At 71.2% G+C, this 26782-nt stretch carries 25 protein-coding genes and 2 tRNA genes; 11 read left to right on the top strand and 16 right to left on the bottom strand.

The features are described from left to right. Window positions 1-72 precede the first annotated feature (72 nt). Window positions 73-1053 carry a GlxA family transcriptional regulator gene (locus KV381_RS25400; RefSeq protein ID WP_030087203.1) on the top strand — a complete coding sequence of 327 codons (981 nt, stop codon included), beginning with the start codon at window positions 73-75 and terminating at the stop codon, window positions 1051-1053. A 16-nt stretch (window positions 1054-1069) separates the two neighbouring features. Here KV381_RS25400 and KV381_RS25395 read toward each other — a convergent pair whose 3' ends face one another. The 7 genes from KV381_RS25395 to KV381_RS25365 form a co-directional block, all read right to left on the bottom strand. Further along, window positions 1070-1807, bottom strand: a complete 738-nt coding sequence (locus KV381_RS25395; protein ID WP_030087205.1) for a D-Ala-D-Ala carboxypeptidase family metallohydrolase — start codon at window positions 1805-1807, stop codon at window positions 1070-1072. A 169-nt stretch (window positions 1808-1976) separates the two neighbouring features. After that, a complete protein-coding gene (gene def, locus KV381_RS25390; protein WP_030087207.1) occupies window positions 1977-2615 on the bottom strand; it encodes a peptide deformylase in 639 nt (212 codons plus the stop codon). A 75-nt stretch (window positions 2616-2690) separates the two neighbouring features. Beyond that, window positions 2691-3686: a hypothetical protein gene (locus KV381_RS25385; protein WP_030087209.1), complete on the bottom strand. Its 996-nt coding sequence runs from the start codon at window positions 3684-3686 to the stop codon at window positions 2691-2693. A gap of 379 nt (window positions 3687-4065) precedes the next feature. Continuing rightward, window positions 4066-4386, bottom strand: a complete 321-nt coding sequence (gene rsrA, locus KV381_RS25380) for a mycothiol system anti-sigma-R factor (RefSeq protein WP_030087211.1) — start codon at window positions 4384-4386, stop codon at window positions 4066-4068. Next, window positions 4383-5039, bottom strand: coding sequence for a sigma-70 family RNA polymerase sigma factor (locus tag KV381_RS25375; RefSeq protein ID WP_010061546.1), 657 nt, complete (start codon window positions 5037-5039; stop codon window positions 4383-4385). Before KV381_RS25375 ends, rsrA begins: the two co-directional genes overlap by 4 nt. Before the next feature lie 312 nt (window positions 5040-5351). Beyond that, window positions 5352-5993 carry an alpha/beta family hydrolase gene (locus tag KV381_RS25370; RefSeq protein ID WP_218786402.1) on the bottom strand — a complete coding sequence of 214 codons (642 nt, stop codon included), beginning with the start codon at window positions 5991-5993 and terminating at the stop codon, window positions 5352-5354. Between the two features lie 44 nt (window positions 5994-6037). Beyond that, window positions 6038-6853, bottom strand: a complete 816-nt coding sequence (locus KV381_RS25365) for an SOS response-associated peptidase (protein WP_030631259.1) — start codon at window positions 6851-6853, stop codon at window positions 6038-6040. A gap of 52 nt (window positions 6854-6905) precedes the next feature. Between KV381_RS25365 and KV381_RS25360 the strand changes: the two genes are divergently transcribed. The 4 genes from KV381_RS25360 (at window position 6906) to KV381_RS25345 (ending at window position 10564) form a co-directional block, all read left to right on the top strand. After that, a complete protein-coding gene (locus KV381_RS25360) occupies window positions 6906-7619 on the top strand; it encodes a M50 family metallopeptidase (protein WP_030087216.1) in 714 nt (237 codons plus the stop codon). A 103-nt stretch (window positions 7620-7722) separates the two neighbouring features. Beyond that, window positions 7723-9075 (top strand): 3-phosphoshikimate 1-carboxyvinyltransferase, encoded by a 1353-nt coding sequence (gene aroA, locus KV381_RS25355; RefSeq protein WP_218786399.1) that lies wholly within the window; start codon window positions 7723-7725, stop codon window positions 9073-9075. A gap of 3 nt (window positions 9076-9078) precedes the next feature. Further along, window positions 9079-10095 carry a ribosome small subunit-dependent GTPase A gene (rsgA, locus tag KV381_RS25350; RefSeq protein WP_030631265.1) on the top strand — a complete coding sequence of 339 codons (1017 nt, stop codon included), beginning with the start codon at window positions 9079-9081 and terminating at the stop codon, window positions 10093-10095. 145 nt (window positions 10096-10240) lie between these two features. Next, entirely contained in the window at window positions 10241-10564 is a 324-nt protein-coding gene (locus KV381_RS25345; protein WP_030087230.1) for a multidrug efflux SMR transporter, read from the top strand. Here the strand turns inward: KV381_RS25345 and KV381_RS25340 are convergent. Next, window positions 10521-11177 carry a TetR/AcrR family transcriptional regulator gene (locus KV381_RS25340; protein ID WP_030087231.1) on the bottom strand — a complete coding sequence of 219 codons (657 nt, stop codon included), beginning with the start codon at window positions 11175-11177 and terminating at the stop codon, window positions 10521-10523. The genes KV381_RS25345 and KV381_RS25340 overlap by 44 nt on opposite strands. A 123-nt stretch (window positions 11178-11300) precedes the next feature. Between KV381_RS25340 and hisN the strand changes: the two genes are divergently transcribed. Next, window positions 11301-12101, top strand: a complete 801-nt coding sequence (gene hisN / locus KV381_RS25335; protein WP_030087233.1) for a histidinol-phosphatase — start codon at window positions 11301-11303, stop codon at window positions 12099-12101. Between the two features lie 136 nt (window positions 12102-12237). Beyond that, a complete protein-coding gene (locus KV381_RS25330; RefSeq protein ID WP_030087235.1) occupies window positions 12238-12639 on the top strand; it encodes a cyclic nucleotide-binding/CBS domain-containing protein in 402 nt (133 codons plus the stop codon). An 80-nt stretch (window positions 12640-12719) separates the two neighbouring features. Here the strand turns inward: KV381_RS25330 and KV381_RS25325 are convergent, their stop codons facing one another. Further along, on the bottom strand, window positions 12720-14189 hold the full coding sequence (locus tag KV381_RS25325; RefSeq protein ID WP_030087238.1) for a catalase: 1470 nt from the start codon (window positions 14187-14189) through the stop codon (window positions 12720-12722). 145 nt (window positions 14190-14334) lie between these two features. Between KV381_RS25325 and KV381_RS25320 the strand changes: the two genes are divergently transcribed. Continuing rightward, window positions 14335-14754: a Fur family transcriptional regulator gene (locus KV381_RS25320; protein ID WP_030631270.1), complete on the top strand. Its 420-nt coding sequence runs from the start codon at window positions 14335-14337 to the stop codon at window positions 14752-14754. Window positions 14755-14870: 116 nt separating this feature from the next. Here the strand turns inward: KV381_RS25320 and KV381_RS25315 are convergent. The 4 genes from KV381_RS25315 to KV381_RS25300 all read right to left on the bottom strand — a co-directional run bounded on the left by KV381_RS25315 (window position 14871) and on the right by KV381_RS25300 (window position 20524). Continuing rightward, window positions 14871-14944 (bottom strand) — tRNA-Met (locus KV381_RS25315). A 112-nt stretch (window positions 14945-15056) separates the two neighbouring features. Further along, window positions 15057-17147 carry a tetratricopeptide repeat protein gene (locus tag KV381_RS25310; protein ID WP_218786393.1) on the bottom strand — a complete coding sequence of 697 codons (2091 nt, stop codon included), beginning with the start codon at window positions 17145-17147 and terminating at the stop codon, window positions 15057-15059. 225 nt (window positions 17148-17372) lie between these two features. Further along, window positions 17373-17446 (bottom strand) — tRNA-Met (locus tag KV381_RS25305). A 42-nt stretch (window positions 17447-17488) separates the two neighbouring features. Further along, window positions 17489-20524, bottom strand: coding sequence for a UPF0182 family protein (locus KV381_RS25300; RefSeq protein ID WP_218787294.1), 3036 nt, complete (start codon window positions 20522-20524; stop codon window positions 17489-17491). Between the two features lie 135 nt (window positions 20525-20659). On the opposite strand from KV381_RS25300, the gene KV381_RS25295 reads away from it, so the two are divergent. After that, window positions 20660-21220, top strand: coding sequence for a PPA1309 family protein (locus tag KV381_RS25295; RefSeq protein ID WP_234024681.1), 561 nt, complete (start codon window positions 20660-20662; stop codon window positions 21218-21220). A 48-nt stretch (window positions 21221-21268) separates the two neighbouring features. Here the strand turns inward: KV381_RS25295 and KV381_RS25290 are convergent, their stop codons facing one another. The 3 genes from KV381_RS25290 to KV381_RS25280 all read right to left on the bottom strand — a co-directional run bounded on the left by KV381_RS25290 (window position 21269) and on the right by KV381_RS25280 (window position 24501). Further along, complete coding sequence (locus KV381_RS25290) at window positions 21269-22384, bottom strand: PDZ domain-containing protein (protein ID WP_218786388.1); 1116 nt, start codon at window positions 22382-22384, stop codon at window positions 21269-21271. A 398-nt stretch (window positions 22385-22782) separates the two neighbouring features. Continuing rightward, the gene (locus KV381_RS25285; protein ID WP_030087249.1) at window positions 22783-23244 is read right to left on the bottom strand and encodes a molybdenum cofactor biosynthesis protein MoaE; all 462 of its coding nucleotides are present in this window, start codon (window positions 23242-23244) and stop codon (window positions 22783-22785) included. A gap of 105 nt (window positions 23245-23349) precedes the next feature. Then, window positions 23350-24501, bottom strand: coding sequence for an SDR family oxidoreductase (locus KV381_RS25280; RefSeq protein ID WP_098026620.1), 1152 nt, complete (start codon window positions 24499-24501; stop codon window positions 23350-23352). A gap of 190 nt (window positions 24502-24691) precedes the next feature. Here KV381_RS25280 and KV381_RS25275 point away from each other — a divergent pair, with 190 nt between their 5' ends. After that, window positions 24692-26152, top strand: coding sequence for a zinc-dependent metalloprotease (locus tag KV381_RS25275; RefSeq protein WP_098026621.1), 1461 nt, complete (start codon window positions 24692-24694; stop codon window positions 26150-26152). Continuing rightward, complete coding sequence (locus tag KV381_RS25270) at window positions 26149-26697, top strand: NUDIX hydrolase (protein WP_193462529.1); 549 nt, start codon at window positions 26149-26151, stop codon at window positions 26695-26697. Before KV381_RS25275 ends, KV381_RS25270 begins: the two co-directional genes overlap by 4 nt. Window positions 26698-26782 lie beyond the last annotated feature (85 nt).

The raw sequence follows: 26782 nt of genomic DNA, 5'->3' as shown, positions 1-26782 counted from the left end.
CTGGCCCGCCCGGACGAAAAACATCAGTGGCAGGACTGCCATGGGGCATCAAATAGCTGCCACACTCGCTCCATGCTGACCAATGTCGCCGCCCTCCTCCTCGACGAGGTCCATCCCTTCGAACTCGGCGTCCTGTGCGAGGTGTTCGGACTGGACCGCAGCGACGAGGGCCTGCCGGTGCACGACTTCGCGGTGGTCTCCGCCGAGGGCCCCGTCCTGAACACCCACGCGGGCTTCACCATCACCACGCCGCACGGTCTGGAGCGGCTGGAGGAGGCCGACCTCATCGCCGTGCCCGCGGGCAGCCACTTCGTGCGGCGGGAGTATCCGGAGGAGGTCCTCGACGCGCTGCGCCGGGCCGTGGAGCGCGGCTCGCGGGTGCTGAGCGTCTGCTCGGGGGCGTACGTCCTCGGCGCGGCCGGTCTGCTGGACGGCCGCCGCTGCACCACCCACTGGCGGCACGCGGCGGAGCTGTCCCGGCGCTACCCGAAGGCGGTCGTCGAGCCGGACGTGCTGTACGTGGACGAGGGCCCGGTGATCAGCTCGGCGGGCACCGCCGCCGGGATCGACGCCTGCCTGCACCTGATCCGGCAGGAGTACGGCCAGGACGCGGCCAACACCCTGGCCCGGCGCATGGTGGTGCCGCCGCACCGGGACGGCGGGCAGGCCCAGTACATCAGCCGCCCGCTGCCCCGGAACGCCTGCGACACCGTCGGCTCCACGCTGGCCTGGATGGAGCAGCACCTCGACCAGGAGATGAGCGTGGAACAGCTGGCGGCGCAGGCGCACATGTCGCCGCGCACCTTCGCCCGGCGGTTCCAGCAGGAGACCGGGACCACGCCCTACCGCTGGCTGCTGCGGCAGCGGGTCCTGCTGGCCCAGCACCTGCTGGAGACCTCCGACCGGACGATCGACACGATCGCGGGCCAGACGGGCTTCGGTACGGCGGCGACGCTGCGACACCAGTTCGTGCGGTCACTGGGCACCACGCCGAACGCCTACCGCCGTACGTTCCGTGGCCCTGCGGCCACGGCCGTGCCCGACGTCGCCTGAGAGCGGCGCGGAAGGGTCAGACGCCGCAACTGGGCGCGGACCAGTGGCGGTTGGGCCCCTGGTTGACGTGCACGTGGTCGTTGTGGCCGACGTAGCCCGGGCCGAGGATCCCGCGGAAGCCGTGGTAACGGGCCTGCTTGGCCAGGGTGCACAGCGAGTGCGGGGAGACCCCGAGGTCGACCGCGTCGCCGTACATGTGGCGGCTGTTGGAGGCCCCGCCGACGGCGGCGTTGCAGGAGACGGAACGGAAGCCGCTGGTGACCCGGATGGACTTGTCGCCGAGCGCGTGGCGCAGCGCCTCCAGCTTCCACATGCTGCTCAGCGCGTTGGCCTTGGCCGTGCCCGCCGCGACCTTCCCGCCGGCCCAGGTGCTGTTGCACTTGTTGAGCTCGGGGTACGTGAAATGGATCGGCGTGCAGTCGTTGTCCTGGAGCGCGTAGAGCTTGGCCTGGGTCGCGGGTCCGGCGACCCCGTCGGCCGCCAGACCGTAGGCCGCCTGGAACCGCTTGACGGCGGCGGTGGTGGCGGGGCCGTACGAGCCGTCGATGGCGAGCACGGAGTTGTAGCCCGGATATCCGGCCACCCTGATCTGGAGCTGGGTGACGTCGTTGCCGGTGGCGCCGGACTTCAGGGTGCGGGTCCAGGTGTAGCAGCCGTCCGCCTGCGCGGTGCCGGCGGTCAGCATCACACCACCCAAAGCGAACGAAATGGTCATGACAAGTCCGAGCAGAACGCGTGCGGTGCGTCTCAGCACAGGGGCCTCCCTCTGAACGTCACGGTCGATACGCGTGCGAGCCTGGCCCAGTCAGCTACGCGCGTCAACTGCCCCTGGGGAAACGGCAGTTATCTGCCAAGAGACCCCGGGAAACGCAAACGGGGGCCCGGCGCCGACCAACCGGCGCCGAGCCCCCGCCACGACGAACTCAGCTGTTCGGGACGGTCTCGTAGCGCGGCGTGCCCTCTTCCATCTGCCGCAACGCGTCCTTGCGCTCCCGCTTGGAGAGCCGGTCGATGTAGAGGTAGCCGTACAGGTGGTCCGTCTCGTGCTGGAGGCAGCGCGCGAAGTAGCCGGTGCCCCTGACCCGGATCGGGTTGCCCTGGGCGTCCTGCCCGCGCACCACCGCGTAGTCGGGGCGGGCGAGCGAGGCGTACGCGGTCGGGACCGAGAGGCAGCCTTCGTTGGAGTCGTCGAGCACCCGCATCTCGGGGGCCAGCTCCTCCAGGACCGGGTTGCAGACGACACCGGTGTGGCGCTTGCCGTCGTCGTCCGGGCAGTCGTAGACGAAGACCTTCAGGTCCACGCCGATCTGGTTGGCCGCGAGCCCGACGCCCTCGGCCGTCTTCTGGCTGGCGAACATGTCGTCGATCAGCTGCGCCAGCTCGTCGTCGAACGCGGTGACGTCCTTGCACTCCTTGTGCAGCACCGGGTTGCCCACGACCGTGATCGGACGGGAGGTGCCGCGTGCGCGGTAGGCCGCCTCGCGCTCCTCGCAGTCCTCCGTGTCGACGATGAACCCCTCGTCGTCCACGCCGATCCGCCCGTCCGTCTCCTGCTGCGACATGTCCGCCGTACGCCTTCCTGCAAAACCTGGGGGAACCGCACCGCGACCGGTGCGCCTACAGCCTACGGGCAGCGGTCAGCAGACTTCTTCGAGATCCCGCCACTCGCGGCTGTCCGGGCTGTCGGCGACCCAGCCGTCCAGCAGCCCGCGCACCAGTCCGGCGGGGGCCGCGAGACCGCACTCGCGCTCCGGCACCCACAGATCGCCGGCGCCCGCGGTGCGGTGGCCGAGCGGTCCGGGGTGGCCCGGCTCGCTGTGGTCGTGCGGGTCCAGGTGCTCGCCGTCGCCCTCGTCGCTGTCCATCCGGCTCTCCGAACAGGCCCGGCACAGCAGCCGTACGGAGGAGGACCAGTCCTCGGCGGCGAACCCGGCGTCCGAGGCCAGCTTCTCCAGCGCGTCCCGGTCGTCCTCGGTGGCCGCCTCGAGGAGTACCACCCAGGTCGGCACCGGCGAGGGCGCCCACAGCTCGATCTCGTCGAACACCGGATACGCGGGCCCGGCCGCGGTGACCCGCTCTCCGTTGGGCACCCCGTCGTGCAGGACGACCTCGCCCCAACGCCGCCCGGAGGACGGCAGCGGGATGGACAGCACCTCGATCCGGGCCGGGTCGAGCCGACGGCCCCAGACCACCTCGGCCTCGCCCTCCGGCGAGAGCCGCACGGCGGCGCTGCCCAGCTCCATGCCGGTCGGCTCGGTGGTGGCCGCGCTGTGCTGGCCGCCGCCGGGGACCTTCAGGCCGTACGCCTGCCAGGCCCGCCGCGCCAGTGGCCAGTCCTGGAGCGCGGTGGCCGCGATGCCCACGTTCCACCAGTCCGGGGCGCCGGACTCGCGGTCCAGCAGCGCGACCGCCCGCAGGCCCGCCGCGCGCGCCTGCTCCCAGTCGTGCCGGAACTTGTGCAGCAACGCCAGATTGAACCAGGACTCCGAGAGCCAGGGCTCCAGATCCGCCGCGCGCGTCAGCAGCGCCCCCGCGTCCTCGTACCGGCCGTCGCCGATCAGCGTGAACGCGCGGTCCGTGGCCTGCCGCCAAGAGGCGGACGGCCGATGCCGTACCTTCCCGAAGATCCTCACGATTCCCGCCTGTCCCGACTGGACACCCTCGTCATCCGCTCTGCTTTCGCATCCAACCATGCCCAGCCGGACGCCCGCTCATTACCCATGGGTTACCCAGCTCCGGCCGGGGTCAGACCGCCCCGCGCGAGGACGCGTCCCAGGGCCTCGGCCGCCTGCGGCCGGTGGCCGCGCCCGGTGCCGGACCCGAGCCGCGCCGGCGTGCCGGGCGGCCCGTCCACGCATGCCCGGCGCGGGCCGTCCTATGCGTCGGCCGTCCTGACGATCCCGGCGGCGAGCGGAACGCGGTGGCGGCCCGGGAAACGACTGCGCGGCTCACCGGGCCCCTGCGGACCCGGTGAGCCGCGCGGACGAGCGGGCGGCCGGACTGACCGGACGGCTATTCGGCGGCGGTCGCCGAGCGGTCCGGGCCCTGCGCCGTCACATCGTGATCGGGCACGGTCTCACCGGCCCGGATCAGGTCGATCCGGCCCATCACCTTGGAGCGCAGGTCGGTCGGGACGTCGTCCTGTCCGCAGCAGCGCTTGACCAGCTTCTTCACGGCCTGTTCGAGGCCGTACTTCTCCAGGCACGGGGAGCACTCCTCGAAGTGCACCTCGAACTTCGTGCAGTCGCCCTCGGGCATCTCCCGGTCGAGAAACTCGTAGAGATGGTCGAGGACCTCCGAGCAATCCGTCTCGTGCGGCTCTCCGCAGCTCATGAGGCCGAGCCCTTCCGATCGTCCGAGTCACCGGCACCGGCCGCGACGAGCCCGCGCTCACGGGCGTAGTCCTCCAGCATGCCGCGCAGCTGGCGACGGCCGCGGTGCAGCCGGGACATCACCGTACCGATGGGAGTCCCCATGATGTCCGCGATCTCCTTGTAGGCAAAACCCTCGACATCGGCGAGATACACGGCGATGCGGAACTCCTCGGGAATCGCCTGGAGCGCCGACTTCACGTCGGAGTCCGGGAGATGGTCGAGTGCCTGGGACTCCGCCGAGCGCAGACCGGTCGACATGTGCGACTCGGCCCGTGCCAGCTGCCAGTCCTCGATCTCCTCCGCGGCGCTGCGCTGGGGTTCCCGCTGCTTCTTGCGGTACGAGTTGATGAAGGTGTTGGTGAGGATGCGGTACATCCACGCCTTGAGGTTGGTGCCCTCACGGAACTGGTGGAAGGAGCCGTACGCCTTGGCGTAGGTCTCCTGCACCAGATCCTCGGCATCGGCCGGATTGCGCGTCATGCGCAGCGCGGCCGAGTACATCTGGTCGAGAAAGCCGAGGGCGTCGCGCTCGAAGCGCGCGTTGCGCTCGGCCGGCGTCTCCGGTGCACGGCCGTCGTCGGTCCCTGTGTCGGTCCCAGTGACCGGACCCACCTCCTCCAACGATGTGGCGGAGCCGAAACCGGACCCGCTCGCCTCGGAGAATAGTCGACCTTGCTTGGAGACGGCCTGTCGATTAGCGGCGCCCTTGGGCCGCTCGGAGGTGGTCTTCGCCGCGGGCAGCACGGTCCACTCCAGGTCAGCGGCGTTCGAGCGGCTGGGGCAGATGGTCGAACCCATGCGACGGACTCCCTCTCCACGTACGACGTTGTTGTACCGACGTCCCGAACAACAGCGCCCCCGCGCGGAGCATTCCCGGGGCCGGTGACACGGGTGCGACGACCGTGCGGAACGGCGGGCGCTGGGTCATCCGAGTGACGAAAGCCACCCGGTGACCGCCTCCGTGAGGATGCCCATCGCCTGTTCCTCGGTGAGACCGGACCTCTTCGGCACCGCGAACCCGTGGTCGCCGTGGGGCACTTCGGCCAGCGTGTACGAGCCGGACGGGAACGCGTCGGGCCTGCCGAACGGGTCGTTGCCGCCCTGCACCACCAGGGTGGGCACGCCGGTGCCGAGCAGTTCGTGGGCGCGGGACTTCTCCGGCTTGCCCGGCGGGTGCAGCGGGAAGCTGAGCGCGAGGACGGCCGCCGCGCCCAGTTCGGTGGCGGTCCGGCAGGCGACCCGGGCCCCGGCGCTGCGGCCTCCGGCGACGACGGGCAGCCCGGGGACGGTCAGGGCGGGCCACAGACCGCGCCAGCCGGTGTCCAGGGTCTTCGGGGCGGGCGCCACCTTCTTGCCGGCCACCCGCCAGGGCTGCTCCACCAGGGCGACGGTGACACCGTGTCCGGGCAGGGCGGCGGCCAGCGCCCGCAGATCGCGGGCCTCGATGCCGCCGCCCGCGCCGTGGCTCACGGCCAGCACGAGGCGGGGTGCGGACGCGGGGACCCAGGTGATCCTGGCCTCACCGGCGTCGGTGGTGACGTTCTGGGTACGTGGTTGACGGCTCACCGCGCCATCCTCCCTCGCGCACGCCCCGGAACGCCGCGTACGCCTCAGAAGAGCGTGGACTCCTCCGGCGCGGCCAGCTCCTCCAGCAGTTCCGGCCCGTTGTTGCGGACGTTGCTGACGGCGGTGGCGACCGGGTAGGCGCGCATCAGCCCGCCGGGCGGCGGCTCCAGCAGGGCCCGCAGCTCGTCCTCGCCGGTGCGCGAGGGGTCCAGCCAGGCGTCCCAGCGGTCCGGGGTGAGCATCAGCGGCATCCGGGGGTGGATGTCGGCGAGCGCGCCGGGGCCCTCGGCGGGGGCGACGGCCAGCGGGGTGGTCTCGGCCTCGGTGGTGATCACCGAGCAGGTCACCCACCAGGCGTTCTCGTGGTCGCCGGGCAGCGTCGTATCGCGCCAGAACTCGTAGAGCCCGGCCATCGCGAAGACCGACCCGTCGGCCGGGGTCACGAAGTACGGCTGCTTCCGGGCCCGCTTCCTGCCCTTCTTTTCCTCCAGCTGCCGCTCCTCGGCGCCGGTGACCCACTCGTAGTAGCCGTCGGCGGGCAGGATGCAGCGGCGCTGGGCGAAGGCCCGGCGGAAGGAGGGCTTCTCGTGCACGGTCTCCGCGCGGGCGTTGATCATCCGGGCGGCGCCCTCGGGGGTCTTCGACCAGGACGGTACGAGTCCCCACTTCAGGGCGCGCAGCTGGCGAACCGGACGCCGGTCGTCGGCGTCCTTAACAGGACGCTCCAGAACCGCGTAGACCTCTTTGGTCGGCGCCACGTTCCAGTCCGGCTCCAGGGTCTCGGTGGGTTCCCACTTCTCGACGCCGAAGAGCCCGGTCAGGTCCTCGGGCGCCCGACTGGCCGCAAACCGTCCGCACATGGATGCCAGACTGCCACGACCGCCCACCCCCACCGCAAGGAGTCGCCCGACGATGAACAGCACCGAACTGGGCGATCTGTGGGATCGCGTCACCGGAACCCAGTCCGCGCCCGAGCAGTGGCTGGTGGTGGTGACGGCCGCCCTGGCGCTCATCGCCGTCGTGCCGAACCCGATATGGCGGCTCGCGCGCAACACGATCACCATCGCGCACGAGGGCGGTCACGGCCTGGTGGCCCTGCTCACCGGGCGGCAGCTCTCCGGCATCCGGCTGCACTCGGACACCAGCGGCCTGACCGTGAGCCGCGGCAAGCCGACCGGGATCGGCATGATCCTCACGGCGGCGGCGGGCTACACAGCCCCCTCGCTGCTGGGGCTGGGCGGCGCCTGGCTGCTGACCAACGGCCGGATCACCCTGCTGCTGTGGGTGGCGACGGCGCTGCTCGCGGTGATGCTGGTGATGATCCGCAATGTGTACGGGGCCCTCACCGTCATCCTGACCGGCACCACGTTCCTGCTGGTGTCCTGGCTGGCGGACTCGGACGTGCAGTCGGCGTTCGCGTACGTGGTGGTGTGGTTCCTGCTGCTGGGCGGGGTGCGGCCGCCGTTCGAGCTCCAGTCGAAGCGGCGGTACGGCGGCGCCCCGGACTCCGACGCGGACCAGCTGGCCCGGCTCACCCACGCCCCGGCGGTGCTGTGGCTGTTCCTCTTCCACGCGGTGTCGCTGTGCTCGCTGATCGGCGGCGGCAGGTGGCTGCTGGGCTGGTGAGGCCGGGCGGGGAGCCGCGGTCCGTACCCCTCCTTCGTTACGGGACGATTCACACCCTTTTGGCCAGGATCCGGGTCGGCGTAAAGCCACTAAAGTGATGGCCATGACCGAGAGTTCCGTGCACCCTGCCCTCTGGCCCGCTCCCCACGCGAGCGGAGCCGTCGACGCGACCGTCACCGTGCCCGGATCCAAATCGGTCACCAACCGCGCGCTCGTGCTGGCCTCGCTGGCCGCCGAGCCGGGCTGGCTGCGCCGGCCGCTGCGCTCCCGCGACACCCTGCTGATGGCCGAGGCGCTGCGCGCGATGGGCGTCGGCATCGAGGAGACCGTCTCCTCCTCCTCCGCGAGCAGCCCGTCCGCCGCCGCCTCCCCGGACAGCTCGGGCGAGGCCTGGCGGGTCATCCCGGCGGGGCTGCACGGCCCGGCCACGGTCGACGTCGGCAACGCGGGCACGGTCATGCGCTTCCTGCCGCCCGTCGCCACGCTCGCCGACGGCCCGATCCGCTTCGACGGCGACCCCCGCTCCTACGAGCGCCCGCTGACCGGGGTGATCGAGGGCCTGCGGGCGCTCGGCGCGCGGATCGACGACGACGGGCGCGGGGCGCTCCCGCTGACCGTGCACGGCGGCGGGGCGCTGGAGGGCGGCCCGGTGTCGATCGACGCCTCGTCCTCCTCGCAGTTCGTCTCGGCGCTGCTGCTGTCGGCGCCGCGCTTCAACCAGGGCGTGGAGGTCCGGCACACCGGTGCCGTGCTCCCCTCGATGCCGCACATCCGGATGACCGTCGACATGCTGCGGGCCGTCGGCGCCCAGGTGGACGAGCCGGAGACGGGCGGCGAGCCGAACGTCTGGCGGGTCTCGCCCTCCGCCCTGCTCGGCCGGGACCTGACGATCGAGCCGGACCTCTCCAACGCCCAGCCGTTCCTGGCCGCGGCCCTGGTGACCGGCGGCCGGGTCACCATCCCCGACTGGCCCGAGCGGACCACCCAGCCGGGTGACGCGCTGCGCGAGATCTTCACCGCGATGGGCGGCAGCTGCGAGCTGACCGAGCACGGTCTGACCTTCACCGGTACGGGCCGGATCCACGGCATCGACGTGGACCTCGGCGAGGTCGGCGAGCTGACCCCGGGCATCGCGGCGGTCGCGGCGCTGGCCGACTCCCCCTCCACCCTGAGCGGCGTCGCCCATCTGCGGCTGCACGAGACGGACCGGCTGGCCGCGCTGACCAAGGAGATCAACGAGCTCGGCGGCGATGTCACCGAGACGGCCGACGGGCTGCACATCCGCCCGCGCCCGCTGCACGGCGGCGTCTTCCACACGTACGACGACCACCGCATGGCCACCGCCGGGGCGATCATCGGCCTGGCGGTGAAGGGCGTGGAGATCGAGAACGTGGGCACGACCGCCAAGACCCTGCCGGACTTCCCGGACATGTGGACCGGAATGCTCGGGGCCTAGGACATGCGCCGCTACGGGAAGAACCCCGACGAGGACGACATCCGCGTCCGCCCCAACCGCAAGGGCAACCGGCCGCGCACGCACATCCGGCCCAAGCACGAGGACGCCGAGGACGGCATGGTCCTCACCGTCGACCGGGGCCGGCTCACCTGCCTCGTCGAGGGCCGGACCGTGGTGGCCATGAAGGCCCGCGAGCTGGGCCGCAAGGCCGCAGTGGTGGGCGACACCGTCTCCATCGTCGGCGATCTCTCCGGCGAGAAGGACACGCTGGCCCGGATCGTGCGCATCGCCCCGCGCCGTACGGTGCTGCGCCGCACGGCGGACGACGACGATCCGTACGAGCGCGTGGTCGTCGCCAACGCGGACCAGCTGGCGATCGTCACCGCGCTGGCCGACCCGGAGCCGCGCCCGCGCATGATCGACCGCTGTCTGGTGGCGGCGTACGACGGCGGGCTGACCCCGCTGCTGGTGCTGACCAAGTCCGACCTGGCCTCGCCGGAGAAGTTGCTGGAGGCGTACACCCCGCTCGGCGTCCCGTACATCGTGACCAGCCGCGAGGAGCTGGAGAACGGGGACGCGGCCGACCAGGTGCGCACCTTCCTCAACGGCCGGGTCACGGCTTTCGTCGGGCACTCCGGGGTCGGCAAGACGACGCTGGTCAACGCCCTGGTGCCGAAGGACCGGCGGCGGACCACGGGCATCGTCAACGCGGTCACCGGCCGGGGCCGGCACACCACCACCTCGGCCCTCGCGCTGCCGCTGCCCGGCGACCGGGGCTGGGTCGTCGACACCCCGGGCGTGCGGTCCTTCGGGCTGCACCACGTCGACCCGTCGCGGGTCATCCACGCCTTCCCGGACCTGGAGCCGGGCACCGAGAACTGCCCGCGCGGCTGCACGCACGACGAGGACCAGCCCGAGTGCGCGCTGGACGCCTGGGTGGCGGAAGGCCACGCCGACCCGGCGCGACTGGACTCGCTGCGCCGGCTCCTCGCGACCCGGGAGAGGCGCGAGGGCGACTGAAACGGCGCGGGTGCGGCCGACGGCCGCACCGTCCGGCCGGATTCCGCTCCGGCCACGCGGACACGTTTGCGGGCTTCAACGACTGGTAAAGGCATAATCGCACCGAGCGGGACGAAGCCGTCACCTATGCGGGAGGCAACTGACGATGGCGTGGCTGCTGGTCGTGGTCGCAGGACTGCTGGAGACCGGCTTCGCCGTGTGTCTGAAGCTCTCCCACGGATTCACCCGGCTCTGGCCGACGATCGCGTTCGCCGCGTTCGCCCTCGGCAGCTTCGGTCTGCTGACCCTGGCGCTGCGGAAGCTGGACGTCGGTCCGGCGTACGCGGTGTGGACCGGGATCGGGGCGGCCGGGACCGCGATCTACGGCATGATCTTCCTCGGCGACGTGGTCTCCACCCTGAAGCTGGTGTCGATCTCGCTGGTGATCATCGGTGTGATCGGCCTCCAGCTGTCGGGCTCCGCGCACTGAGACCCGCGGGCCCCTGGACCACGGGTCCTTGAGTCACCGCTCCCTGAACCACCGGACGCGACGCCTCCCGTACGAGGCGGAGCGCGCGGCTGTCCGCGGCGTCGTCGCCCGGCACCGGGACGATCACACAGGACAGCGCGAGGCGTAACGCGATCTCGCCGCGCCCGTCGGCGGCCCCGGGCGTCGCGGCCGCCATCCGGTCCCGTACCAGCGCGAGCAGTTGCCCGGGGGTAGGCGGCGGTCGCACGGCGGCCGGACGCCCCCGGGAGCCCGGCCGGCGGTCCGGGCGGGGCAGCCCCTCCGCCCAGTGCCCCGTGAGCAGCGCCTTGACCAGCGCGTCCCCGCGGGCGGCCCGTACGGTCCAGAGCGCCACGGCGGCCGGACGGTCGGGCGCGGGGGCGGTCAGGGCACGGTCCACCCCGGCGAGATAGCCGTCGGCGGCCCGTCGCAGCAGGGCCTCGGCCAGTCCGTCCTTGGTGCCGAACTCGTTGTGGAGGGTCTGCCGCGAGACACCCGCCAGGGCGGCCACGTCGACCATGCGCACGGCGCACCAGGGCCCGTCGTCCAGCGCCCGGAGGGCGGCGTCCAGCAGCGCCTGCCGCGCTGTCGGCATCGTCGCCTCCCCGCCCCGGATCCTGCGGTTCAGAGTTGACGCGCTCCCGGGGGCTGTCAAGGGGTCCGGGCGGCGGCGGGGGCGCTGTAGCCCGCGGCCCGCGGCGCTGGATACTGTGACGGTATGCCCGACTACCACGATGATCTGCGCCTGGCCCACGTACTGGCGGACGCCGCCGACGCGGCGACGATGGACCGGTTCAAGGCTCTCGACCTGAAGGTGGAGACCAAGCCGGACATGACGCCGGTGAGCGAGGCCGACAAGGCCGCCGAGGAGCTGATCCGGGGCCATCTGCATCGGGCCCGCCCGAGGGACGCGATCCTGGGCGAGGAGTACGGGATCGAGGGCAGCGGTCCGCGGCGCTGGGTGATCGACCCGATCGACGGCACCAAGAACTATGTGCGCGGGGTGCCGGTGTGGGCCACGCTGATCTCGCTCATGGAGGCGGGTGAGGACGGATTCCAGCCGGTGATGGGCGTGGTCTCCGCGCCCGCGCTGAACCGGCGCTGGTGGGCGGCGAAGGGCGCGGGCGCGTTCACCGGCCGCAGCCTCACCTCCGCGACCCGGATGCAGGTGTCGAAGGTGGCGCGGATCGCCGACGCCTCGTTCGCGTTCTCCTCGCTGTCCGGCTGGGAGGAGCAGGGCCGCCTCGACGGCCTGCTGGACCTCACCCGGGCCTGCTGGCGGACGCGGGGGTACGGCGACTTCTGGCCGTACATGATGGTCGCGGAGGGTTCCGTGGACATCTGCGCGGAGCCGGAGCTGTCGCTGTGGGACATGGCGGCGACCGCGATCATCGTGCAGGAGGCGGGCGGTCGCTTCACCTCGCTGGACGGGGTGGACGGGCCGGGCGGCGGAAACGCGGCGGCCTCGAACGGGCCGCTCCACGACGAACTGCTGGGCTATCTCAACCAGCGCTACTGAGCTTCGCGCACTCCCCCGGCGCGCGCCCGCCCACCCCTTGTCGACCCGCCCCAAGGGTGCAACTCTGAGAGTCCCCCCACTTGTGAACTTGTGAATCGACTCACAGAGTCGGCTCACCGAGGAGGTGGCTCGATTCATGCTCGTCCGTGACGCCATGAGCACGGTGGTCCTCACCATCGGTCCCACCCATACGCTCCGCCAGGCGGCCCGGCTGATGTCGGCCCGCCGTATCGGGGCAGCTGTCGTCCACGACCCGGACACCTGCGGGCTCGGCATCATCACCGAGCGCGACATCCTCGACGCGGTCGGATCGGGGCTGGACCCCGACCGGGAGACCGCGTCCGCCCACACCACCACCGACGTGGTGTTCGCCGCCCCGGCCTGGACCCTGGAGGAGGCCGCGGAAGCCATGACGCACGGCGGGTTCCGGCACCTGATCGTGCTGGACGGCGACGGCCCGGTGGGCATCGTCTCGGTGCGCGACATCATCCGCTGCTGGGCCCCCGCCCGCCGTCGTACGGTCGCGGCCGCCGGCTGACGACCGCCGGGGGGCCGGAACGACCGGTGGGCCGGACCCCCGTCAGAGGATCCGGCCCACCGTCGACGACAGGCGTCCGGTCAGCCGCGAAGGGCCTGGACCGCGGTTTCCAGCCGCTTGCCGAAGTCGCCGTCCGCCTGGCGGAAGTTGTTGATCGCGCGCTCGGCGATGTCGTCGCGCGAGACCTTGGCGATGAACCCGGCGAGGTTCTCGATCAGCCGGACCTTCTCGTCCTCGGAGAAGAGCCGGTAGAGGTCGCCCGCCTGCACGAAGTCGTTGTCCTCGGCGTGGGAGGGGGCCTCGGTGTTGCCGGTGGCACCGGTCACCGGGAGCGGCTGCCAGAGCGGCCGGTCGGTCTGGAACGGGCCGCCGAAGCTGTTCGGCTCGTAGTTCTTGGCGCCCTTGTGACGGCCGTCGTAGAGGAAGCCGTCCCGGCTGTTGGTCCGCGCCTCGGTGGCGTGCGGGCGGTTCACCGGCAGGTGGTCGGCGTTGATGCCGACGCGGTAGCGGTGGGCGTCGCCGTACGCGAAGAGACGGCCCTGGAGCATCTTGTCCGGGGACGGGCCGATGCCCGGCACGAAGTGCGCGGGGCTGAAGATCGACTGCTCGACCTCGGCGAAGATGTTGTCCGGGTTGCGGTTGAGCTCCAGCTTGCCGATCTCGATCGGCGGGTAGTCCGCGTGCGGCCACACCTTGGTGAGGTCGAACGGGTTGAAGCGGTACGTCGCCGCGTCCGCCGCGGGCATGATCTGGACCTGCACCGTCCAGGACGGGAAGTCACCGCGCTCGATCGCCTCGCGCAGATCGCGCTGGTGGCTGTCGGGGTCCTCACCGGCGAGCTTGTTGGCCTCGTCCTGGGTGAGGTTCTTGATGCCCTGGTCGGTCTTGAAGTGGTACTTGACCCAGAAGACCTCGCCGGCCTCGTTGTTCCACTGGTAGGTGTGCGAGCCGTACCCGTTCATGTGGCGCAGCGTGGCCGGAATGCCGCGGTCGCCGAAGAGCCAGGTCACCTGGTGCGTCGACTCGGGCGACAGACCCCAGAAGTCCCAGACGTTGTCCGCCTCCTGCGAGCCGGTGTACGGGTCGCGCTTCTGGGTGTGGATGAAGTCGGGGAACTTGATGGCGTCCTTGATGAAGAACACCGGGGTGTTGTTGCCGACGAGGTCGTAGTTGCCCTCCTCGGTGTAGAACTTCAGCGCGAAGCCGCGGGGGTCGCGCACGGCGTCGGCGGAGCCGAGGTTGCCCGCCACCGTGGAGAAGCGCAGGAAGGTCTCGGTCTGCTTGCCGACCTCGGAGAGGAACTTCGCCCGGGTCCACTGCGAGACGTCGCGGGTCAGCGTGAACGTGCCGTACGCACCGGCGCCGCGGGCGTGCACGATGCGCTCCGGAATGCGCTCACGGTTGAAGTGGGCGAGCTTCTCCAGCAGCGCCTGGTCCTGCACGAGGACCGGACCGCCGGCACCGGCGGTCTCACTGTTCTGGTTGTCGGCGACCGGAGCCCCGGCCTCCGTGGTGAGCGGTCCCTGCGTCACGTGCGCCTCCTGCGTCATGTCCTGCACAGCTGCCTGTCCTCTGTACAGCCCTGTCCCTTGGCGAATGCCGGTTTCGATCCTACAATGGACAATGTCCAAGTCAAGTGAACATCCAAAGTCACACTCGATCGGGACTCGATCCCGCCACTGTTAGGCTGGCCCCATGAGCGACCTGCTGGAACGACTTCGTGGACGCGGCTGGCGCATGACGGCGCAGCGGCGTGTCGTGGCCGAGGTCCTCGACGGGGACCACGTTCACCTGACGGCGGACGAGGTCCACGCGAGGGCCGTTTCCCGCCTGCCCGAGATCTCGCGCGCCACCGTCTACAACACCCTCGGCGAGATGGTGTCCCTCGGTGAGGTGCTGGAGGTCTCCACCGACCGCCGGGCCAAACGCTACGACCCGAACGCGCACCGCCCGCACCACCACCTGGTGTGCGCTCGGTGCGGCGCCATCAGGGACGTGCACCCGGCGGGCAACCCGCTGGCGGACCTGCCGACGGACGAGCGCTACGGCTTCACGGTCTCCGGCGTCGAGGTGACGTACCGCGGCATCTGCCCGAACTGCGCCGCCACCGCCTGAGCCGACGCCCACCGACGAGATCCGGGCCCGCCTGTTCGACAGGCGGGCCCGGATCTCGTGGTCGCCGGACATGACGAAGGCCCGGATCTCGATGAGATCCGGGCCTTCGTCTTCAGTAGCGGGGACAGGATTTGAACCTGCGACCTCTGGGTTATGAGCCCAGCGAGCTACCGAGCTGCTCCACCCCGCGTCGGTGAATGCAACATTACGCCAGCGGGTCGAACGGCGCAAATTCATTCACACCGGCCCCGGAGGCCCGGCCCTCCGGGGCCGGAGTCCGGCGTCCGGTTGGGCTCGCGGTGTTACGCGGTCAGCTCCTGGTGCAGCGCCTCGCGCAGCCGCGCGGCCCGCTCGGCCACCTCGGCCGGGCCCAGCTCCACCGCCCGCGCGCACCAGCGCTGCCCCTCGGTGAGCTCGCCCCGCCGGGCGGCGAGAAGCGCCAGGCGCAGCGCGGCCCGGCCGTGTCCGGCACCGGCCGCACGGGTCCACCACAGGGCGGCCTCGCGCTCGCTGCCCTCCCGGGCCAGCAGCAGCCCGAGGTTGAACGCCCCGTTGCGGCTGCCCGCCTCGGCCGCCTCCCGGTACCAGTGGGCGGCGCTCTCCACGTCCCCGCGCGCCGCCGCGAGCATGCCGACCCGGACCTGGGCACGGCGGTGGCCCTGCTGGGCGGCCCGCTCGTACCACTCCTCGCACTCGGTCTTCTCCGGCATCGGCTCGCCCAGCGCGGGCGGTCCCGGCGGCGGCTGACGCGCGTCCAGCACCCCGGCCAGCCGGAACGCGGCCTCGGCGCTGCCGCCGCCCGCGGCACAGCGCAGATGCCGCTCCGCCTCGCGGTCGTCGCCGTCCCGCAGCAGGGCCATACCGACCTGGAGCGCCGCGTCGGTGTGCCCGGCCGCCGCGGCGCGCTCGTACCAGCCCAGCGCCGTACGGTCCTCGTCGCGACCGGCGTGCAGGATGCCGAGGTTGAAGGCCGCGTCGACGCTGCCCGCCTCGGCCGCCTTGGAGAACCAGGGCTCGGCGCCGGTGTGGTCGCCCGCCTGGAGCAGCAGCACGGCGAGCGCGTTGGCGGCCTCGCGGTGTCCGGCGTACGCGGCACGGCGGTACCACTGCTCGGCCTGCGGGACGCGGTCCTGGGCGGCGCAGAGCAGCCCGAGGTTGTACGCGCCGTTGACGTCACCGGCGTCCATGGCGGCCCGGTACCAGCGCTCGGCGGTCTGCTGCTCACCGCGTGCGGCGTGCAGCGCGCCGAGCGCGTTGGCGGCGTTGCCGTCACCGTCCTGGGCGGCGCGCAGCCACCACACGGCGGCGCTCTCCTCGTCACCGGCGTCGCGCAGCAGGAAGCCGAGCGCGCAGGCGGCGCGCGGCTCGCCGTCCTTGGCGGAGGTGAGATACCAGCGTCCGGCCTCCTTGAGCTCGCCGCGCTGCTCCAGGATCGCGCCGAGGTGCAGGGCGGCCCGCCGATGGCCACGGGCGGCGGCCTGGCGGTACCACTGCTCGGCCTCGCCGACCCGGCCCGCGGCGGGGCCCGCCACGGGACCGTCGCCCTCGGCCGCACCCTTGGCCGTGCCCCTGGCGCCGGCCTCCCGCACGCCGGACTCCCGTGCGTCAGGAGTGGGCACGGGCGGGCCGCCGGGCAGGCCGAGACTCGTTCCGGTTCGTCCGGAACCGGCGCTCCGGCCCAGGCCGAAGGCGTCGTGCGGGTCTTCGACGGCCTTCCGCTCCAGGGTGCGTGCCAGCCGGTAGGCGGCCTCGCGGTGGCCCTGTTCGGCGGCGGCGCGCAGCCAACGCTCGGCGCCGACGTCGCTGCGGTGCTCCAGGAGGTCGGCCAGCGCGTACGCGCCCAGCGCGTGGCCCTGCTCGGCGGACTGGCGCAGCCAGTACTCCGCGCCGGGCTCGTCGCCGCGCTCGCGGAAGTGCCGGCCGAGCGCGTGCGCCGCGGCGGCGGATCCGGCCACGGCGGCGATGCGCCACCAGCCCGCGGCCTCGTCCGGGTAGCCCCGCTGGTGCAGCAGGACGCCCAGGTTGTTCGCGGCGGCCCGGTCCCCGTCGGCGGTGGCGGCGCGCAGATACCGCTCGGCACCGTCCAGCTCGCCCCGGCGCAGCAGCAGCGCGCCCAGGACGCTCATGGACGCGGTGTCGCCCGCGTCGGCGGCGCGCCGGTGACGCGCCTCGCTCTCGGCGCTGTCCGCGGCGTCGACCGCGTCCGTGGTGTCCTCGTCGGAGATGCTCGCGGCAGGGCTCGGGTCGGTGGCGCCGGTCCGCTGGACCGGTGCGCCCGTCCCGGCGATGGCAGCGGCGAAAGCCGCGTCTACCGCGCTTTCCGCATCTTGGCCGCGCTGCTGCACAAACCGCCCTGTCTCCAACAGAGTTGCCCTGTCCCCCATAAATACCATCGTCGCACCACCTGTAACCCGCGTACACCTGGTATATCGCGGCCAGCGAGGTCACTACAGCGCTTTGTCGACATGCCCACAGGGAGACAAGTCAAACACGCCTGGAGGCAACTGCTGCCCAGCGAACCGCACTTCACGCCCACAGCGTGGGATAGACACGGCCTGACCCACGACAGACATGACGAAGGCCCGGATCCCAAGGGATCCGGGCCTTCGTCTTTTCAGTAGCGGGGACAGGATTTGAACCTGCGACCTCTGGGTTATGAGCCCAGCGAGCTACCGAGCTGCTCCACCCCGCGTCGTTGTGTTCAAACCGTACCACGACGCGGGGTGGGCTCTGCTCAGCTGCCCTGGTCGGAGCCCTTCTCGGCTCCGTCGGCCGCATCGGGCTTCCGCGCCGGATCCGCCTTGTCCGCGTCTGCCGGCTTCGCGGCGCTCGCGGGCTCGGCCGAACTCTCCGGCTTGGCGTCGCCCGCCGGCTTCTCGGCGTTGTCGGCCTTGTCCCCCTCGCTGCCCGCCTTGGGCTGCGCGGCGGCGGCACGTTCCAGGGCCTCCTGAAGAGCCTCCTGGGCCTTGCCGTAAGCCGGCCAGTCCTGCTCCTTCAGCGCCTTCTCGCCGTCGGAGTAGGCCTTCTGGGCGTCCGCGATGGCCTTCTTGAGCGCGGCGCTGCCGGTGGCCGGGGGCTCGTCGGTCTCGCCCGGCGGATCATCGGTGTCGGGCGGTGTCGTGGCCCCGTCGTCCTCGACCCCGAAGACGGCGTTGAGCGCGTCCTTGAGGTTGTTCTCGAAGACGATCTTCGAACCGTACGAAGCGGCGACCTTGCGCAGCAGCGGGTAGTTCTGGTTGCCACCGCGCGTGTAGACCGGCTCGATGTAGAGGAACCCGCCCTCCAGCGGAACCGTCAGCAGGTTTCCGTACTCGATGTCCGAGTCGGTGCCCTTGAGGTTCCTCACGAACTCGGCGACGTCGTCGTTGCCGTTGAGCTCACTCTGTACCTGGCCCGGGCCCTTCACCGTGGAGGTGACCCGTAGCAGCCGCATGGTGCCGTAGTCCTTGCTGGCCGCGTCCGCGTTCACCGCCATGAAGGCACCCAGGTTGGGCCGCCCTCGTGGAGTGAACGTGGTGGTCAGGGAGAACTGCTGCGCCTCCTCGCCCGGCATCTTCATGCTCAGGTAGTACGGCGGAACGGAGCCCGGCTCCTTGTTGGTCGGGTCGTCCGGCACCTGCCAGGCGTCACTGCCGCTGTAGAACTGCGCCGGGTCCTCGACGTGGTAGCGGGTGAGCAGCTCGCGCTGGACCTTGAAGAGGTCCTGCGGATACCGCAGGTGGTCCATCAGGTCCTGCGGGATGTCCGTACGGGCCTTGACCGTGCCCGGGAACGCCTTGCGCCAGGTCTTGAGGACCGGGTCCTCGGTGTCCCACTCGTAGAGCCTGACCTTGCCGTCGTACGCGTCGACGGTGGCCTTCACCGAGTTGCGGATGTAGTTGACCTGGTTCTGCTGGGCGACGACCGCACGCTGGTTGGTGGTCAGCGAGTCGGCCGTGGTGTCGCCGAGCGTCGTCCGGGACGCGTACGGATAGCCGTTGCTCGTGGTGTACGCGTCGACGATCCACTGGATCCGGTTACCGACGACCGCCGGGTAGGCGTCGCCGTCGATGGTCAGCCACGGGGCGACCGCCTCGACGCGCTCCTTGGGCGTGCGGTTGTACAGGATCCGCGAGCCGTCACCGATGGCTCCCGAATACATGATCTGCGGCTCACTGAAGGAGACCGCGTACGCGGCACGGTTGAAGGCGTTGGAGAGACTGACCCCGCTGTCACCCTGGTAACTGGTGGTCTTCTCGCCGTCCTCCTCGTAGTCGAGCTCCTTCTGGGGCCCGCCGACGATGGAGTACTGCTCGGTCTTCTCGCCGTAGTAGATCCGCTGCTCGTACTTCCCGAACTCACCGGTGGAGGGCAGACCCGACTCGGTGAAGTCCGGAGACCCCGTCGGGTTGGTGCCGGTGGTGGTGCCGCGGGCCGCGATGGCGCCGTAGCCGTGGGTGTACGTGAAGTGGTCGTTGATCCAGTTCCGCTTGGGCAGGCCCTGGATGTTCAGCTCACGCAGACCGATGACGGTGTCCTGCTCCTTGCCGTCCTTGCCCTTGTAGCGGTCGACGTCCAGCGTCTTGGGGAACTGGTAGTAGTTCCTCCGCTGCTGGAGCTGCTGGAAGGCCGGGGAGACGACATTGGGGTCCATCACCCGGTAGCTGGCGGCGGTGTTGGCCGCGGCCCGCAGCTTGGCGTCGTCGTTCGTGGTCGACTGCCCGTCGTAGTCGTCCACCTTGGCGTCATCGATGTCGTACGCGTCGCGTGTGGCATTGATGTTCTTCTTGATGAACGGCGCTTCCTTGGCCTGCTCGTTCGGCTGGACCTGGAACTTCTGCACGATCGCCGGGTAGAGCCCGCCGATCAGGATCGCCGAGAGCACCATCAGGCCGAAGCCGATGACCGGGAGCTGCCAGGTGCGGCGCCACAGCGTCGCGAAGAACAGCACCGCGCAGATCGCGGCGATGCAGAACAGGATGGTCTTCGCCGGGAGATAGGCGTTGGCGTCGACGTACCGCAGGCCCGTCCAGTTGTCGGTGGCCTTGAAGTCACTGGACTTCACGGCCAGCCCGTACCGGTCGAGCCAGTACGCCACGGCCTTCAGGGAGACGAAGATGCCGAGCAGCACCGAGAGGTGGCCGGTGGCCGCCCCGGTGGCGCGGGCGCCGGGGCTGGTGATGCGCAGCCCGCCGTACAGATAGTGGGTCAGCGCGGCGGCGATCAGCGAGAGCACGGTCGCCGCGAAGCCGAAGCCCAGCAGGAAGCGGTACCACGGCAGGTCGAAGGCGTAGAAGGAGACGTCCAGCTGGAACTGGGGGTCCTTCTGCCCGAACGCCACGCCGTTGACGTACATCAGCCATGTGCGCCACTGGCCGGAGGCGGACGCTCCGGCGATCAGTCCGACGAGCGCCGTGATGGCGAGCAGCACCCACTTCTTGTAGGGGGCGATGCTCATGCGGTAGCGGTCCAGGCTCTGCTGCTCCAGCGACATCGCGCTCAGCGGCGGCCGGAGCCGGTGCGCGAGCCAGATGTTCACACCGATGGCGAGCGCCATCAGCAGTCCGAAGACGAGGAACAGCCCGATCTTGGTCCACAGGGTGGTGGTGAAGACGGATGAATACGCGACCGACCTGTACCAGAGCCAGTCCGTCCAGAACCCGGCGAACATGACGAAGGCCATGGCGAGAACCGCCAGGACACCCAAAGTCATGAGCAGGGTACGGGCGCGCCGGGACGGGCGGCCGACTCTGATCCGTGGCCCGGTCGGGCCTCCGCCGCGGTCCGGCATCTGGAAAGCCAACGTGCGCACCTCGAAGTTCGCGGTCGTGTGGACAGGCCCAGCGATCCTAGAGCCCACCTATGCAACTTACTGAGGCTTTACCTAGTTCCCGCTTCCGGGGCGGAAGGAGGCAGGATATTGCCCATGCCCAACGTTTCCCCCGCAGGACCCCCGATGGCCGCGAGTCCGCTCACCGTCGCCGTCCTCGAAATCGACGCCTATGCCTCCAACCTCGGCTGGGACCAGCCCGCCCGGCTGTTCGCCCTGGTCGACACCGCACAGCTGCGGGTCCAGGAGCCCGGTCTCGCCGCCCAGCTGGGCCTTGAGGACCCCAGCTCGTCCGTCGCCGCGCTCACCCCGATCGAGCAGGACGAACTTCCCCCGGGCACCGCGCTCGACGACTTCCTCGCCACGATCGCCTGGCCGGACGCCGTGGTCGGCTGTGCCATGACGGTGGAGCGCCTGATGCTGCCGCCGTCCGCGGAGGCCTCCGTTCCGGAAGGGCTCAGCGACAAGAAGCTGACCCAGTGGGTGGCCAAGCACCCGGACCGGCAGGAGGTGCGGATGACCGTGGCCGTCCTGCGGGACGGGGCCCGCGAGTCCGCCGTACGGCTGCGCGAGAAGGACTCCCCCACCGAGGTGCTGACCGGCGCCGGCCTGGTGCCCGGTCTCGCCGAGGCGCTCGCCGCGACGTTCGAGTCCTGATCCGGCGGCTGCCCGGGACCGCACCGCGGTTCCCGGGCGGTGCGGCCGTCAGCCGGTCGAGCAGCTCGGCAGACCGGCGGTCTTCCCCGCCTTGATCTGCTCCAGCGACTTCGTGGCGTCCTCGATGGTCTTGACCCGCACCAGGGTGAGTCCGTCCGGTGTGTCGGCGGCGGCCGAGGCGCAGTTGTCGTCGGGGGTGAGGAAGTAGCGTGCTCCGGCGTTGCGGGCGCCGACCAGCTTCATGGTGATGCCGCCGATCGGGCCGACCGTGCCCGCGTCGTCGATGGTGCCGGTGCCCGCGACGAACTTGCCGCCGGTCAGATCGCCCGGGGTGAGCTTGTCGATGATGCCGAGCGAGAACATCAGTCCGGCGCTCGGTCCGCCGACGTCCGCGAGCTTGATGTCGATCTCGAACGGGAACGTGTGGTCGGTCCCGGCCTTGATCCCGACGATCGCCCGGTTCTTCCCGCCCTCCTCGGCGCCGTCCTCGGCGGCGGGAGCCTTCGCCGTCCTGATGGTGATCTTCTCGCCGCCCTCGGGGGCGCGGCCGGCCTTCTCCGCCGCCGCGGCCTCCTTGGCGGGAACGATGGTGAAGACGACGTTCTCGCCCGGCTGGTGCTTGGTGACGAGCTTCGCCACGTCGCCGGGTTCCGTGACCTCCGTGCCGTCGACGGCCTTGATCACGTCGCCCGCGTGCAGCTTGCCCTCGGAGGGGCTGCCCTTGACCACCGTGGAGACCACGACCTGGGTGGAGACCGGGATGTCCAGCTCCTTGAGGGCGGCCACCTTGGCGCTCTCCTGGGACTGGCTGAACTCCTCGGCGTTCTCCTGGGTGGACTGCTCCTCGGTCTTGCCGTCCGGGTAGAGCGTGTCGTGCGGCACCACGACGCTGTCGTGGGCCAGCCAGCCGTAGACGGCCTCGACGATGTTCATCCGGTAGTCCGCTCCGGTGACGCGGACCGTCGTCATGTTGAGGTGGCCGGAGGCCGGGTACGTCTTGCGACCGGAGATCTGCAGGACGGGCTCGCCACGCGCTTCGCCGAGGGTGTTGACCGTCGGTCCGGGAGACATCTCCGCATACGGCACTTTGATCAGCACGCCTGCGCAGAGCAGCGCGATGAGGACGAGGGTGGAGGCGAGCATCGTCGCGGTGCGGCGTGGCATGGAACGACAGTACGGGAAGGGCCTGTCAGTGCACCGCCGGGGCCGGTCCGTACGGGGCGACCGGAACGCGGCGGCAGGTGGTCACGCGGCGTGCGGCGGTCTCAGAGAGCCTCGGAACCGGAGTGCGATTTCTCCATCGCGTCACGGAATCTGGCGTAGTCGGCGAGTTGGGTGACATCGCCGGTCGTGCGATTGCGGGCAGCCCAACTCGCCCATATCGCACCGCCGACAGCAGCGAAAAGTGGAATCAACAGCCAAGCGAGAGCCGCCATCACGACCTCCCTACCCCATGAGCGACCGGATGCCCGATCAGCAGATTAACGATCCGGAAGACCAACGCTCGTGGCGGGGGTGCGGTTACGCAAATCGGGGCCGATGCGCCCCGGGTCGGTTTGCGCTCAGCAGGCTCCGACCCACTCCTCCGTACCGTCCGAGAAGCGCTGGTGCTTCCAGATCGGAACCTCGTGCTTGAGGTCGTCGATGAGCTTGCGGCAGGCCTCGAAGGCCTCGGCGCGGTGCGGGCAGGCGACCGCGACGACGACGGCCAGGTCACCCACTTCCAGTTCACCCACTCGGTGGACGGCCGCCAGGGCGCGGACCGGGAAGTCGGCGACGACCTTCTCCGCCACTCGGCGCATCTCGTCCTCGGCCGAGGGGTGACAGGAATAGCCGAGCGCGCCGACGTCCTGTCCGCCGTCGTGGTTGCGCACGGTGCCGACGAAGAGCGCGATGCCGCCCGCCGCGTCGTCGCCGACGGCGCGGAAGACCTCGTCGACGGAGAGCGCTGTGTCCCGGATCGCCAGCAGCCGGACGGGGTCGGCTGCCGCGTGCTCGCCGGGGTGGTCGTGGGTGCGTGCCATGCTCCCATCGTGCCGTACGGCGCCGACATCCCGGAATTGCCTGTTCTACCGGCGGCCGACCGACCGGTTTGGAGCCTTCTACAGGCCCGCGGGCGCGGCGGGCGGTCAGATCCGGCGGCGGGCCTTGCGGGCGCGGCGGACCACGGCGGCGGCGCCGAGCAGGGCGACCGTGGCTCCGGCGGCTCCGGCGGCGGTGGCGTCCTTGCGGCCGAGACGGCGTCCGGCGAGCGTGTGGCGGCCCTCGACCTCTTCGAGGAGGGCGCCGAGCACTTCCTCGTTCGTCCACTTCGGCCGCCAGCCCACATCGTGCAGCCGGCTGACGCTGACCACCCAGGGGTGCATCGTGTAGGCCAGGTCGCCGGCCGGGGACGGGGTGAGGCCGATCCGGTGCAGCCGGGCCGCGGCCCCGAGCGCGACGGCGGAGGGCAGCTCCATCCGGCGTACGCCGCTGAGCTCCTCGACCTCCTCCTGCTCCAGCCAGCCGTCGCAGCCGACCGCGAACTCGCCGTCGATCTTCTCCAGGGCGGCGTACTCCAGGGCCGTCACCAGGTCCTCGACGTGGCAGAACTGCCAGGTGGGACGCGATCCGGCGACCACCAGGAGACGCGGGGACTCGAAGTAGCGGGTCAGGGCGGTGTCGGTGCCGCCGACCAGGACGGTGGGGCGCACGACGGTGACGTTGAGCCCGGGGTGGGCGCGCGGGGCCCGGCGGCCGAGCCGCTCGATCTCCAGGAGGTCGCCGACGCCGGTCGCCTCGGCGGTGGCGCGCAGCTCGGCGTCCTCGGAGAGCGGTACATCGTTGTCGGCGAGCGCCCCGTAGACCATCGCCGAGGTGCACAGCACGACCCGGTGGACCCCGACGGCGGCCGCGGCGGTGAGCACGGTCTGGGTGCCGCGTACGTTGTACGCGGTGCGGGCCGCGGGGTCGGTCTCCAGGTCGAGATCGAGGGCCAGGTGCACGACGACGTCCGCGCCGCGCAGTTTCTCTGCGATCGCCGGATCCCGTACGTCCAGGATGTGCCAGGTCGCCTCGGAGACCTCGCCGCGCCGCTCGTCGATCGCGATGACCTGCTTGATCGCGTCGGAGGCGGCGAGATGGGCGGTCAGCAGTTCGCCGATGCCGGTGGCGGCGCCGGTGACCGCGACGACGGGGCCCCGGTTTCTGGGGGCCCTGGGGCGTTTCTCTTCAGGCGCGTTCTCGGGCGAGGGGTCGGTCAGGTTTCGCGCTGCGCGAACCTGCGGATCTGGGGAACTCACCGGGCGTCTCCAGCGGTTGTCTTCAGTACGTACCCGAATGACGCGTACGTACCAGGTGGCGTCCATCCTGCCGCAGGCCGGGAGTCGGCGGAGCACTGAGGCCCGAAGCGGGCGTGGTGTCTACGCTGGATGGTGATGTCGGGCAGTCGCCGTCGGTTCGAGCCGGCGGCCCTACGAGCCGAGGAAACCCGTGAGTGACACCCCATTCGGATTCGGCCTTCCGCCGGAGGAGCCGGAGAACGGCGACGAGGGCAAGAAGAAGGACCCCACCGAAGGTGGGCAGAGCGCGGGCGGGCCCGGCGGCCCGTTCGGATTCGGGCCGGGGGCGGGCGGGGACAACCCGTTCGCCGCAATGTTCGGCTCGATGAATCCGAACGATCTCGGCGCGGCCTTCCAGCAGCTCGGCCAGATGCTGAGCTACGAGGGCGGTCCCGTGAACTGGGACATGGCCAAGCAGATCGCCCGCCAGACGGTCTCGCAGGGCACCCCGGACGGCACCAAGGACGCCAGCGTCGGCCCGTCCGAGCGCACGGCGGTCGACGAGGCGCTGCGGCTGGCGGACCTCTGGCTGGACGGCGTCACCTCGCTGCCCTCCGGTTCGGTCTCCACCGTGGCGTGGAGCCGCGCGGAGTGGGTCGAGGCCTCGCTGCCAGCCTGGCAGCAGCTGGTCGACCCGGTGGCCGAGCGGGTGGGCCTGGCGATGGGCGATGTGCTTCCCGAGGAGATGCAGGCCATGGCGGGCCCGCTGATCGGCATGATGCGGTCGATGGGCGGCGCCATGTTCGGCCAGCAGATCGGGCAGGCCGTGGGCACGCTGGCCGGTGAGGTCGTGGGCTCCACCGACATCGGGCTGCCGCTGGGCCCGGCGGGCAAGGCCGCGCTGCTCCCGCTGAACGTGGAGCGGTTCGGCAAGGACCTCAGCGTCCCGCAGGACGAGGTCCGGCTGTATCTGGCCCTGCGCGAGGCCGCTCACCAGCGGCTCTTCGCCCATGTGCCGTGGCTGCGGTCGCATCTGTTCGGCGCGGTCGAGGCGTACGCCCGGGGCATCAAGGTCGACACCAGCAAGCTGGAAGACGTCGTCGGCCAGTTCGACCCCTCGCAGCCGGAGCAGTTGCAGGACGCCCTTCAGCAGGGCATGTTCCAGCCCGAGGACACGCCCGAGCAGAAGGCGTCCCTGGCGCGGCTGGAGACGGCTCTCGCACTGGTGGAGGGCTGGGTGGACGCGGTGGTCCACGAGGCCGCGAAGTCCCGGCTGACCTCGTCCGACGCGCTGCGCGAGACGATGCGCAGGCGCCGGGCGTCCGGCGGACCCGCCGAGCAGACGTTCGCCACGCTCATCGGTCTCCAGCTGCGTCCTCGCCGGCTGCGGGACGCCTCGCGCCTGTGGGCCTCGCTCACGGACGCCCGGGGTCTGGAGGGCCGGGACGCGCTCTGGTCCCACCCGGACATGCTGCCGACCGCCCATGACCTGGACGATCCGGACGGCTTCGTCCATCACGAGCAGGCCGACTTCTCCGAGCTGGACAAGATGCTCGGCGAGGCGGCGAAGGGCTCCGGGAAGCCGAAGGCCCCCGAGGCCGAGGCCGACACCGACACCGACGCCGACGCCGACAAGGACGACGAGGACGGCAAGGGCGGCCCCGACCAGTGAGCCTGCACGACGACGCCACCCTCGTACTGAAGGGGTACGCCCCCGACGGCCCCGAGGACACGCACGGCGACCAGGTGGAGCTGCGTCGGGCCTACCTGGACCATCTGGCACGCCACGACGACGGCATGTGGAAGGCGTGCGGGGCCGGGCACGTGACGGCCAGCGCCCTGGTGATCGATCCGGAGCGCGGCAAGGTGCTGCTGACCCTGCACCGCAAGCTCCGGATGTGGCTCCAGATGGGCGGCCACTGCGAGGAGCAGGACGCCACCCTGGCGGCGGCGGCGCTCCGTGAGGCGACGGAGGAGTCCGGCATCACGGGGCTCACCCTGCTGCCCGGCGGACCGGTCCGGCTGGACCGGCACCCGATTCCGTCCCCGTGCAACTGGCACCTCGACGTGCAGTACGCCGCCCTGGCCCCGGCCGGTGCGGCGGAGCGGATCAGCGAGGAGTCGCTGGAGCTGCGCTGGTTCGACTACGCGGACGTACCCGGGGTCGCCGACACCTCGGTCGTACGGCTGATGGAGGCGACGCGGGCCCGGCTGTAGCAACGGCCGAACGGTCATGTGTAAGGGGCGGCCTCCAGAGAGGCCGCCCCTTACCGCTGTCCACCGCAGTGCTCTGTGGGTGCCG

Source organism: Streptomyces sp. WY228, assembly GCF_019287315.1.
GTDB lineage: Bacteria > Actinomycetota > Actinomycetes > Streptomycetales > Streptomycetaceae > Streptomyces > Streptomyces caviscabies.
The sequence above is the reverse complement of the archived record's forward strand: the minus strand, read 5'-3'. Positions and strand labels throughout refer to the sequence as shown.